The organism is Capnocytophaga canimorsus, from assembly GCF_002302565.1.
In the GTDB taxonomy this organism is placed as follows: domain Bacteria; phylum Bacteroidota; class Bacteroidia; order Flavobacteriales; family Flavobacteriaceae; genus Capnocytophaga; species Capnocytophaga canimorsus.
In genome coordinates this window covers 2,137,875-2,150,000 of record NZ_CP022382.1, presented here as the reverse complement: position 1 = coordinate 2,150,000, position 12,126 = coordinate 2,137,875, and the positions used below count along the sequence as shown (strand labels likewise).

Below are 12,126 nucleotides of genomic sequence, written 5' to 3'. Positions count from 1 at the left end.
CGTGCAAGGCAGGCGCTCTAGCCAGCTGAGCTAATTCCCCATTAATATAGGTATTAGGGGTTAGGCAATAGGGAATAGTTTATATCAATCCCAAAACTCTTACCTATCTTAAAAGCATCAACCTCTAAAATTTCCTTTCAATATTAATATCAATGAACTTAATCACTATCAGTAGTCCCAGGCAGACTCGAACTGCCGACCTCTACATTATCAGTGTAGCGCTCTAACCAGCTGAGCTATGAGACTGCATCTTTTTAGCTATTAGCCATCAGCAAATAGCAATTAGTCTATATAACTTCTAAACACTAATCACTAACCTCTAATTAGCTTAGAAATATCGACTGCACAAGATTTAAAGAATACCCTACAATTACTCCCATAAAGGTATTTCTCTAGAAAGGAGGTGTTCCAGCCGCACCTTCCGGTACGGCTACCTTGTTACGACTTAGCCCCAGTCACTAGTTTTACCCTAGGCAGCTCCTTGCGGCAACCGACTTCAGGTACCCCCAGCTTCCATGGCTTGACGGGCGGTGTGTACAAGGCCCGGGAACGTATTCACCGGATCATGGCTGATATCCGATTACTAGCGATTCCAGCTTCACGGAGTCGAGTTGCAGACTCCGATCCGAACTGTGACCGGCTTTATAGATTCGCTCCTGCTCACGCAGTGGCTGCTCGCTGTACCGGCCATTGTAGCACGTGTGTAGCCCAAGATGTAAGGGCCGTGATGATTTGACGTCATCCCCACCTTCCTCACGGTTTGCACCGGCAGTCCCGTTAGAGTGCTCGACTTGACTCGCTAGCAACTAACAGCAGGGGTTGCGCTCGTTATAGGACTTAACCTGACACCTCACGGCACGAGCTGACGACAACCATGCAGCACCTTGAAAAACGTCCGAAGAAATATCTATCTCTAGATACGTCGTTTCCCATTTAAACCTTGGTAAGGTTCCTCGCGTATCATCGAATTAAACCACATGCTCCACCGCTTGTGCGGGCCCCCGTCAATTCCTTTGAGTTTCACACTTGCGTGCGTACTCCCCAGGTGGGATACTTATCACTTTCGCTTAGCCACTCAAAATTACTTCCAAACAGCTAGTATCCATCGTTTACAGCGTGGACTACCAGGGTATCTAATCCTGTTCGCTCCCCACGCTTTCGTCCATCAGCGTCAATAATTTGTTAGTAACATGCCTTCGCAATCGGTGTTCTGTGTAATATCTATGCATTTCACCGCTACACTACACATTCCAGCTACTTCACAAACATTCAAGACCTACAGTTTCAAAGGCAGTTACTCAGTTGAGCTCAGTGCTTTCACCTCTGACTTATAAGCCCGCCTACGGACCCTTTAAACCCAATGATTCCGGATAACGCTCGCATCCTCCGTATTACCGCGGCTGCTGGCACGGAGTTAGCCGATGCTTATTCATACAGTACCGTCATCAATCTACTCGTAGACCTTATTCTTCCTGTATAAAAGCAGTTTACAACCCATAAGGCCGTCATCCTGCACGCGGCATGGCTGGATCAGTCTTCCGACCATTGTCCAATATTCCTCACTGCTGCCTCCCGTAGGAGTCTGGTCCGTGTCTCAGTACCAGTGTGGGGGACCTCCCTCTCAGGACCCCTACCCATCGTAGCCTTGGTATGCCGTTACCACACCAACTAGCTAATGGGACGCGTACTCATCTTTTGCCACCAGAGCTTTAATTATTCAGTGATGCCACCAAACAATACTATAAGGTATTAATCCAAATTTCTTCGGGCTATCCCTTAGCAAAAGGTAGATTGTACACGTGTTACGCACCCGTGCGCCGGTCTCAAGTGCCGAAGCACTCTACCCCTCGACTTGCATGTGTTAGGCCTGCCGCTAGCGTTCATCCTGAGCCAGGATCAAACTCTTCATCGTTAAAAATCTTTAATATCGCAACCTTTAACAAAAAAGTAATCGACTCTTAGGATAATTCTTTAAATCTTATTCTTGTGCTGTCAACAATATTTTCAATGAACTTCTCATTTCTTTTTTTCGCTCTCTAGCCTTACGCTTTCAAAAGCGAGGGCAAAGATAAAAACTTTTTCTTTACCAACAAAACTTTTTAAAGTTTTTTTTCAAAATATTTTTTTTGAACTTTTTCGCTTTATTACTAATCACTAATCTCTATTAACTAACGACTTTCTCAAAGCGGGTGCAAAAGTAATACTTTTTATTTAATCACCAAAACTTTTTAAAGTTTTTTTTTTCAAAATATTTTTTGAGCTTTTCGCTTTTCATCTATTCACTAATCTCTATCAACTAATGACCTCCTCAAAAGCGGGTGCAAAAGTAATACCTTTTATTTAATCACCAAACTTTTTTAAAGTTTTTTCTAAAATATTTTTTATTAAACAAAATAAAATAATGAAAAACAAAAAGTTAAACCCAAAAAAACAATTCTGTCAAAATAATTCAAAAACAAATCCTTCCCCACAATAACAACAAAAGACTACTCATTCAAGTAGCCCCCTATACCTATATATACCTAATAAATAACATTACATATTCCCATTTGCAAAACTCAAAGACAAAAATACTTTCGCAACCTCATTTTCATCCTTTGTCTTCATCCTTATATTCTTTTACTTCTTAGTTTGACTATCTCCTTTTCCCTGATTGTTTCTTCGTTTTATGGTGGTATTGGTCGTGTCAATCACTTGTTCTCACCAAAAGTAAGTCAGAAACATCATCGATTTGGGTAGTGCGAATGGAAGTGTTTAGTTTGTTCATAGCGGTATAAATTTAGTTTGACAATCAGTAATGTGTTTTACTTTTTCCGCTAATGTACAAAAATATTATTGTGTAAGCGCTTTTAGGTTGAATTTTAACATTTGTTGTTGTTTAGTTGCAATCATTTAGGCGAAACGAGAAAACAAATGTTCCCAACCTTCGCCTACTTAGGCGATATGTAAAAACAGCTGTTTTCTACCTTTACCTATTTAGGCAAAGGTTTCCTCCACGTGTTTTGGGGCTTCGCCTATTTAGGCGAAACAAGAAAACAAGCGTTTTGGTGTTTCGCTTAAATAGGGAGAATAAGAAGTCATTTGTTTTTTAATTAAAAACTTTAATAAAGAGATTTGGGATACACGTTTTATTCTTTTAGGTAATTCCCTTAAAATGAAAAAATACGTGCTAGAATCTTGATAATGTTTATAAACGCGTTAACATAATTCTTTATTTGATTGATTTGTAATAATTTGTTTTTTGTAATCTTTAAAAATCTAGAAGATATTGATTATTATAGTTATTATTTTTTTTTATTTCTTCTATACAACACTCTATGTAAGCTGAATTTAATTCATTGTACTTCGGATAAGTTTGTTTAATTTTATTAAGATGAGACAATACATTACCATATTTATCTCGTAAATGTCCAAGTTTTTTACTCACATATAAATAAGTGTTATCGCTTAAAGAAGAATTGAATCTATACTTTATATAAAAGGCTCTTATTATATTCGCCTCAACAGAAGGATTTAAATTTTTATATATCGATTTTTTTTGAAGAATATCAAGTTGATTATTTTTTACAAAGTCTTTATAATACTTCAAGTTGTATGAAAAGTTGTGGAGATTAATTACTAATGAATCATAGTTGTAAAAGCACCCCTTGGCTATACTATTCAATTTGTCATTTTCATTTAACTTTACCAAGTTATTTTTGAAAGCCCAATTGTCCTCTATAGACCAAATATCTAACTCTAAATCACTTAACTTGATTTTGATCCCCCCATATCTATTTACTTTATGGGGAAAGCAAAAGGACGATATTATTTCGATTAGTTGTGTTCTTTTAATGTCTACTATTATATCTATATCACGACTATTTTTCCCATATAAAAAATCTCTGAAAAAACCACCTATTACATAAGCTGTCTCAACAGAAAGGATGTTGTATAAAAGAGATATAGCGTTATTCTCTTTCATTTTGTGTACAAAATAATCTTGAAATTTTTTTTTGATATTCTCCTCTTCGAAAAACATTTATAATTTAATTCCTTTTAATTGTTGATATAAATTAATGGCATAAGAATCTGTCATTCCAGAGATATAGTCTACTATCATCTGAAGTTTTTTATATTCATCGTTGTTATACTTTTCAATATTCTCATACACATATCTATGATCTGATGATATTAAATTGTATAAACGGGAATCATAAGTGCCCTCTTTTTCACAAAAGCTTGGACTTTCAGAGGCTTTTACAAAAATGTCTAACAACCCATAGATGGCTTCCCATCCCGCAATTTCCTTTTTAATAATACATTTATCTTTAAAAACAATAGATTGTAATTCTTTATATGCTTTTCTTATGTCAGAGGCTTCTGAAATTTTGATAATTTCTTCTTTCATAGTTCCTTCCATAATTTTATCATAATTGTTTTCAAAAGTTTCTATAATTTTTTCAATCATAATTCTTTGGGTGAAAATTCTAAACTTTTGTATAACTAAGGAGGAGTCCCTCTCATCCCAAAATTTGTTAGTTAGTGAATCTAACTCTTTAAGGACTTGTATTTTATTTTTAGATAAGTTTTCATTAAAGATTTTTCTTACTTTGTTTATATCTATAATACCAAGCTTTATACTATCTTCTATATCTGCTGCACTATACGCAATATCATCAGCAGCTTCAAGTAAATAAGTAATAGGATTTCTCTTGTTGTTTAGTTGTAAATATCCATCTATTTCTTTATATAAACTCTCTTCTGTAACAAAGTATCCAAACTTCTTCTTAGCAATATCCTCTGAATCTCCTTGATTGCCCTCTACGGAACTGAAAGGATATTTTACGATTGAAGCTAGTGAAGAATAGGTTAAATTATAGCCAAAACCATCTCCAAAGTAATATAGCTTGGATAATATCCTAAATGTTTGAACATTACCATCAAAATATTTCAAATCAGCTTTTTCATTATCATTAAGGGATGTACTTTTTTTATCAAAATAATCTGAAAAAAAAGTAGCTATAGCTTTTTCTCCGAAATGTCCGAATGGGGGGTTTCCTAGGTCGTGAACTAATCCAGCAACTCTAAGAAGTGAACTAAGAAGTCCTTTTTGATCATCAGTAATATCTCCTTTTTTGAGTAAAACTTTTTCAATACTCTGACCTATTGAGCTAGCAATATAGGATACTTCAAGGGAATGGGTTAATCTCGTTCTTATATAATCGCTCTGTTCTAGTGGAAAGACTTGTGTCTTATCCTGTAGACGTCTAATAGGGGAACTTGAAATAAGTCTACCATAATCATTTTCAAAGGGATTTCTTCCATCAGTAGGTATTGTTGGAGATTTTTCTCTAAATCTTTTTTCTCCAAGCAAAAGTTTCCATTTTTCTCTATACATAATATTTAATTTAGTTTATAATTGGTATTGAATGTCTATGTATTCGTATATGCTCTACGTAAAAGCGAAAAAATCTTTCGCCCTTTCTTGTAACTTTATCCTTTACACTTTTTCCTTTTCCTTACCCCCGCAGGTTTTTAAGGCTTTGTTGAATGGTTTCAATCTTCGCTAGTGCGTCGGCTTGTTTTTTACGTTCCATTTCCACCACTTTTTCAGGAGCGGAGCTGACAAATTTCTCGTTGGAGAGTTTTTTCTCCACCGAAGCCAAAAAGCCTTGCGTATATTTGAGTTCCTCTTCGAGTTTTTTGATTTCTTCCTCTACATTGATGTTGCCCTGCATCGGGATAAAATACTCGTTGGACTTCACTCGGAACGAAATCGCCCCCTCTACCTTTTGGCTAACATATTTCAGTTCGGACAAATTCCCTAATTTGGCGATAATCACATCGAAAGTCGTTGCCGTTTGTTCGTTGTTGAGTACCGAAAGGGGCATTTCTTCCTTAAACGGAATGTTTTTCTCTTTTCGTATGGTTCTAATGCCCGAAATTACTTCGGCAGCGGTCTCAAATTCGGCTAAAATCTGCTCATCAAACGAAGTTATTTCAGGATATTTTGCCACTACCAGAGCCTCCTGAGGTTTTCGCTCGGTGATATGTTGCCAGATTTCCTCCGTAATAAACGGCATAAACGGATGTAACAATTTGAGGTTATCTTCAAAAATGGCGATGATTTCGGTAAACGTTTTTTGGTCAATTGGCTGTCCGTAAGCAGGTTTTACCATCTCCAAGAGCCACGAACAGAAGTCGTCCCACACCAATTTGTAAATTTTCATCAAGGCATCGGAGATTCTGTATTTTGCAAAATCGTCTTCGGTTTCGGCAAGTACCTTTTGGAACTTATTTCGGTACCATTCGATGGCAATTCGATTGTTTTCAGGCTGATTAGCTTCCGAAATTTCCCAACCTTTTACGAGTCGGAAGGCATTCCAAATCTTGTTGGCAAATCCGCTACCTTGCTGACAAAGAGCCTCATCGAAAAGTAAGTCATTTCCTGCTGCGGACGACAATAAAAGCCCCACACGAACGCCGTCCGCACCAAAGTCATCAATCAATTTCAACGCATCGGGCGAATTTCCTAATTGTTTGGACATTTTTCGTCCCTGCTTGTCGCGAACAATCCCCGTGAAATAAACATTGGTAAAAGGTTTTTTCCCTTTGAATTCGTACCCTGCCATAATCATTCTCGCCACCCAAAAGAAAATAATATCAGGACCTGTAACCAAATCATTGGTAGGATAATAATAATTGTATTCTTTGTTTTCAGGGTCTAAAATTCCGCCAAAAACGCTCATTGGCCACAACCAAGAAGAGAACCACGTATCGAGAGCGTCTTCGTCCTGCTTTAAGTCATTAGTTGTTAGGGAATAGTTATTAGATTTTGCTTTTGCCAATTCTAAGGCTTTTTCTTTGGTTTCGGCAACTACGAAATCTTCTTTTCCGCTACCATAATAATACGCCGGAATTTGTTGTCCCCACCAAAGCTGACGCGAAATGTTCCAATCGCGGATGTTTTCCATCCAATGGCGATAGGTATTTTCATATCTTTTGGGGAAGAAATTGATTTCTTCGCTTTCCAAAACTCCGCTGATGGCAGGTTTTACCAAATCTTCCATCTTCAAAAACCATTGGTCGAGTGGGCGTTGTTCGATAACAGCCCCTGTACGCTCCGATGTACCGACTTTATTAAGGTAATCTTCCGTTTTCAGCAATAAATCTTTTGCTTCGAGTTCTTTAACTATCTCTTTGCGAACCACAAATCGGTCTTTTCCTTCGTAATGCAATCCGTGATGATTCAGTTTGGCATCGTCGGTAAAGGCGTCGATGATTTCGAGTTTATGGCGTTCGCCGATTTCGTAGTCGTTTTTGTCGTGAGCCGGAGTGATTTTCAAAGCTCCTGTTCCAAACTCAATATCCACGTATTCGTCTTCGATAATCGGCACAATACGATTAACAATCGGCACGATTACTCTTTTGCCTTTCAGATGTTTGTAACGCTCATCTTTGGGGTTGATACAAACGGCAATATCTCCGAAAATGGTTTCAGGACGCGTGGTAGCAACCAAAAGATATTCCTCTGAACCTTCTATTTTGTATTTCAGATAGAAAAGTTTTCCGTTCTGTTCTTTATAAATAACCTCTTCATCCGAAAGTGTGGTTTTGGCTTCGGGGTCCCAATTAACCATTCGATATCCGCGATAGATGTATCCTTTATTGTATAAATCGACAAACACCTTTATCACTGAAGCATAAAGGTCATCATCAAGGGTGAATTTGGTTCTGTCCCAATCGCACGAACAGCCGAGTTTTTTGAGCTGCTCAAGGATAACGCCCCCATACTGATGCGTCCAATCCCAAGCGTGTTTGAGGAATTCCTCACGTGTGAGGTTGGCTTTGTCGATGCCTTGTTCTTTGAGCTTTGCCACTACTTTGGCTTCGGTGGCAATAGAAGCGTGGTCGGTACCCGGCACCCAACAAGCATTGAAACCTTTTAGCCTTGCACGGCGGATAAGTACATCTTGAATTGTGTTATTGAGCATATGCCCCATATGCAAAATTCCCGTAACGTTTGGCGGGGGAATTACAATGGTGTAAGGTGTTCTTTCATCGGGAGTTGAGTGGAAGAAATTGTGTTTCATCCAGTATTCGTACCATTTGGCTTCTACCGAATTGGGTAAATATTTTGAAGGGATTTCCATACTTTGGCTTGATTTTTGTTTGTTAAATTATTGTGCAAATGTAAAACTTCTTGCGTATTTAAAGAAATAAAAATACATTTGCCCCCACATTTATTAAAATGAAGGAATAAAAGTAAAACTAATTTTTTAAATTTTTATGTCATGAAAAAGATTTTAACATTTTTATTTGTAGCTGTTTTTGGTGCTGTAACGTATGCACAAGAAGCTGAATCTGCAGAAATTACATTCAAAGCAGAAGAAATTGATTACGGTACGGTAAAAGCAGGAAGCAACGGAGTTCGAGTTTTTGAATTCACCAATACAGGAAAAGCTCCTCTTGTAATCACCAATGCTACTTCAACTTGCGGTTGTACAGTACCTGCTTGGCCTAAGGAGCCTGTTGCACCTGGAGCTTCTGGTAAAATTGAAGTTAAATATGACACTTCACGTGTTGGTCCTATCCGTAAAACGATACAAGTTTATTCCAATGCTAAAAACGGAACAATAAAATCCTTATCTATCAAAGGAACTGTAGCACAATAATCGTATTGTAATACAAGAGTATAATAAAGGAATTCTTATTAAATTTAAGAATTCCTTTATTTTTTTGAGTATTTCAAATTCAACAAATAAAACGTATTTTTGAAAAAATTATTTTACTTATGCTTCTTACCGCAACACTTACGGATCTTTGGGGAAAAATAAAAAATGTAATGACTATCGTTATTTTTGACATCAAAGGAAATAACTTTACTCTACTGACACTGATTTATTTAACGCTTTCCAGTTTTCTTTTGATTTTTCTTTCAAAAAAGCTAAGTCATTTTTTAGAAAATAAATTGTTAACCAAGCGCATCTCACAGCAAGGGGTTCGTGCGGCTATCGTAACTATTGCTCGTTATTTTCTACTCCTTTTTGGTTTTTTGTTTATCTTTAAATCTGCAGGATTTGACTTAAGTGCTTTTGGTTGGCTATTCGGAGCATTGGGCGTGGGTATTGGTTTTGGTTTACAAAACATTACTAACAATTTCATCTCTGGGATTATCATCCTTTTTGAGCGCCCTATAAAAATTGGTGATCGTATTCAAGTTGGTGACATTTCGGGAGATGTAGTTGAAATTTCAATGCGTTCGACCACTGTAGTGACAAATGATAACATTTCGGTGATTGTGCCTAATTCACAATTTATCAATACAAATGTAATTAACTGGTCACATAACGATCGCTTGGTGCGTTTTCACTATCCCGTTGGAGTATCATATAAAGAAGATCCGGAAAAAGTGCGTGAAATTGTACTGAATGTAGCTCGACAAAACACAGCTGTATTGGAAAATCCTGCTCCTGCTTTTTGGTTTGTGGAATATGGTGATAACTCTTTGAATTTCGAATTGGTGGTTTGGACTTCCACTTACACCCAAAAACCTGTGGTACTCAAAAGTGAACTTTACTATGCTATTTTCAAAGAATTTGCCAAGCACGGCATAGAAATTCCGTTTCCTCAACGCGATTTGCATATTCGTTCAGGACTTCCTCACTTGCTATAAACTAGCGCCTTCTAGGCATCATCCATTCGGTATCGGTTAAATCGTATATTTTCTGAATATCCTTCATAATCTTATGAAAATCAATCTTTAGATCGATTAATTTCCCATTTTTCAAATCAAAAACCCAACCGTGTACCCACGGAACGCCCTCTTCAATGTAACGTTTTTGAACGGCGGCGGTTTTGATTACATTGATGCATTGTTCTTGTACGTTTAGCTCCACCAATCGGTCATAACGCTTGTCTTCATCTTCAATGGCATCGAGCTCATCTTGATGCAAACGATACACATCACGAATATTTCTAAGCCACGGATTTAATAGCCCCAAATCTTGCGCTGTCATCGCTGATTTTACCCCTCCACAATGATAATGCCCACAAATCACAATATGTTTTACTCGCAAATGTTCCACCGCATATTGTATTACCGAAGCCACATTCATATCAATGGCATTCACCACATTGGCTATATTACGATGCACAAAAACCTGCCCAGGCTTTACACCCATAAGTTCTTCGGCGGTGACCCTACTGTCAGAGCAACCAATATATAAAAATTCAGGATTTTGAGCCTCAGCAAGTTCCTTGAAAAAATCTTTATTTTCTTTGAGCTTACTTTCAATCCATCGGCGGTTATTTTTAAAAATTTGTTCGTAAGAATCTGACATCATCTATCTTTTATAAATCAATGCGAAAATATAAAAATTTGGTTGTGTTATAAAAAGTATGATGATAATTTTTAGTGTCAGGCTTCGACTTCACCCAGACTGACAGAAATCCATCATTTTTTATGTATTCTATTTTTTAAGTCAATTCTAAAAATTGCATTCTTTTACATACAATACTACTTTCGTGCCCGAAGCATTTCTCGCTTGCCTGGCGGACCTTGTAATTTTTCGACCTTAAAACCACAAGCTTGCATCGCTCTGCGTACACTCCCCTTAGCCGAATAAGTAACCAAATACCCTCCTTCTTTAAGGGCTTGAAACATTTTTCTGAATATGTTTTCGTTCCATAATTCGGGTTGTACTCTTGCCCCAAAAGCATCAAAATAAATCAAATCAAAATGCTTCACATCATTTATGTTTTGAAAAAGTTGATTTCGCTTTTTGAATCGGAACGAAGAACATAGACTGTGCTCTTGCTCCCAAGTGCAGGTATGCAACTGCTCAAAAACGGACAAATTGTCAGTAGCGTTAAGTTGTTGCACGTAGTTCATTGCCATTGCCTCTTGTAAAGTTAGCGGGTACGCCTCTACTGTTTGGTAATTTACATTCAATTTTCTTTTTCGGTGTTCCAAAAAGGTAATAAAGGCATTTAATCCGGTTCCAAAACCAATTTCGAGAATATTTATACTTCTGCTTTCGAAGAGATTCAGTCCGTTTTTAATAAAAACGTGATAAGCCTCCTGAATAGCCCCGTGTTTAGAATGATAACTTTCATTCCAATCCTCAATATATATTGAAGTAGAGCCATCGGAAGTAATAATAATTTGTCGTTTCATAATAAAATTTGTTTTTAAATGAACCAAAGTCCAAAAATAAACAAAATTGGAGAAACTATTTTCAGTTTTTCAGATAACTATTCAGATAAAAAATGTAATTTAGCTGTTATTTTATCATTATTAAGAAAATAAACAAATCGTCAAATTTTATTCTATATTACAATGAAATCATTATTCTTAAGTTTTGTATTTTTATTTCCTTTATGTCATTGGGCACAAGATTTTCAACAGCAGTATGTTATCATTCCGAAACGCTTTGACTTTATGAAAACGGATAACGAGTTTCAACTCAGCGAGCTGACAAAATTTCTATTTGAAAAAAATAGTTTCAAAACCTTTTGGGAAAATGAAATTCCTACTGAAATAGCCTCAAAACCTTGTGAATTACTCAAGGCTTCAGTTAGTAATAGTTCAGGAATGTTTATAACAAAGCTGACACTAAAACTAACGGACTGTACTGGCAAAGAAGTATTCACCTCAGAGATAGGAAAAAGTAAAGAAAAAGAATTCAAACGCGCTTATCAACAAGCCTTACGAGAAGCATTTTCGGCAGAAAACAAATTGGCTGAATTCCGAAAAAATAATCTGATAGGCACTTCAAAAGACTATCCAACGACCAATGTGGCAAAAAGTACCTCAACCTTACCTATTTTATATGCACAACCCAATGAATTAGGTTTTCAATTGATAGACAGTTCTCCGAAAATCATTCTTAAAATACAAAAAACTTCATTACCCGATATTTATATGGCTCAAACTCCTGAGGGTATGCAAGGTATATTATTCAAAAACCAAGAAAATTCATATACTTTTGAATTTATAAAGTCTAATACCTTAACTCAAGATAAGTTTGAAATCAAATTCTAAAAACAAAACGAGGAAAAATTTTTAAAAATTTTTCCTCGTTTTGTTTTCTTTTGAAAGTACGATACCTATATCTTAATCGTTACATAAAATTAACTATA

At 36.6% G+C, this 12,126-nt stretch carries 8 protein-coding genes, 2 tRNA genes and 1 rRNA gene (1 of these 11 cut by a window edge); 3 read left to right on the top strand and 8 right to left on the bottom strand.

What is annotated here, in order from left to right; all coding sequences use genetic code 11:
• The 6 genes from CGC47_RS09430 to CGC47_RS09405 form a co-directional block, all read right to left on the bottom strand.
• Positions 1 to 40, bottom strand: a tRNA-Ala gene (locus tag CGC47_RS09430); it reaches 34 nt to the left of the window's first position.
• Positions 41 to 172: 132 nt separating this feature from the next.
• Positions 173 to 246 (bottom strand) — tRNA-Ile (locus CGC47_RS09425).
• A 150-nt stretch (positions 247 to 396) separates the two neighbouring features.
• A 16S ribosomal RNA gene (locus CGC47_RS09420) occupies positions 397 to 1,912 on the bottom strand.
• Positions 1,913 to 3,250: 1,338 nt separating this feature from the next.
• Positions 3,251 to 3,964 carry a hypothetical protein gene (locus CGC47_RS09415; RefSeq protein ID WP_157908818.1) on the bottom strand — a complete coding sequence of 238 codons (714 nt, stop codon included), beginning with the start codon at positions 3,962 to 3,964 and terminating at the stop codon, positions 3,251 to 3,253.
• Between the two features lie 57 nt (positions 3,965 to 4,021).
• Positions 4,022 to 5,380 (bottom strand): dGTP triphosphohydrolase, encoded by a 1,359-nt coding sequence (dgt, locus tag CGC47_RS09410; RefSeq protein WP_095900279.1) that lies wholly within the window; start codon positions 5,378 to 5,380, stop codon positions 4,022 to 4,024.
• Between the two features lie 121 nt (positions 5,381 to 5,501).
• Positions 5,502 to 8,135, bottom strand: coding sequence for a valine--tRNA ligase (locus CGC47_RS09405; protein ID WP_041998764.1), 2,634 nt, complete (start codon positions 8,133 to 8,135; stop codon positions 5,502 to 5,504).
• Positions 8,136 to 8,276: 141 nt separating this feature from the next.
• On the opposite strand from CGC47_RS09405, the gene CGC47_RS09400 reads away from it, so the two are divergent.
• Together CGC47_RS09400 and CGC47_RS09395 are read left to right on the top strand one after the other, a co-directional pair.
• Complete coding sequence (locus CGC47_RS09400) at positions 8,277 to 8,657, top strand: DUF1573 domain-containing protein (protein ID WP_013996847.1); 381 nt, start codon at positions 8,277 to 8,279, stop codon at positions 8,655 to 8,657.
• 119 nt (positions 8,658 to 8,776) lie between these two features.
• Entirely contained in the window at positions 8,777 to 9,658 is an 882-nt protein-coding gene (locus tag CGC47_RS09395) for a mechanosensitive ion channel family protein (RefSeq protein WP_041998761.1), read from the top strand.
• A gap of 1 nt (position 9,659) precedes the next feature.
• Here the strand turns inward: CGC47_RS09395 and CGC47_RS09390 are convergent, their stop codons facing one another.
• Positions 9,660 to 10,325 carry a carbonic anhydrase gene (locus CGC47_RS09390; RefSeq protein WP_013996845.1) on the bottom strand — a complete coding sequence of 222 codons (666 nt, stop codon included), beginning with the start codon at positions 10,323 to 10,325 and terminating at the stop codon, positions 9,660 to 9,662.
• A 176-nt stretch (positions 10,326 to 10,501) separates the two neighbouring features.
• Positions 10,502 to 11,161 carry a tRNA (5-methylaminomethyl-2-thiouridine)(34)-methyltransferase MnmD gene (gene mnmD / locus CGC47_RS09385; RefSeq protein WP_013996844.1) on the bottom strand — a complete coding sequence of 220 codons (660 nt, stop codon included), beginning with the start codon at positions 11,159 to 11,161 and terminating at the stop codon, positions 10,502 to 10,504.
• A 162-nt stretch (positions 11,162 to 11,323) separates the two neighbouring features.
• Here mnmD and CGC47_RS09380 point away from each other — a divergent pair, with 162 nt between their 5' ends.
• Positions 11,324 to 12,028, top strand: coding sequence for a hypothetical protein (locus CGC47_RS09380; RefSeq protein ID WP_013996842.1), 705 nt, complete (start codon positions 11,324 to 11,326; stop codon positions 12,026 to 12,028).
• The last annotated feature ends 98 nt before the right edge of the window (positions 12,029 to 12,126 follow it).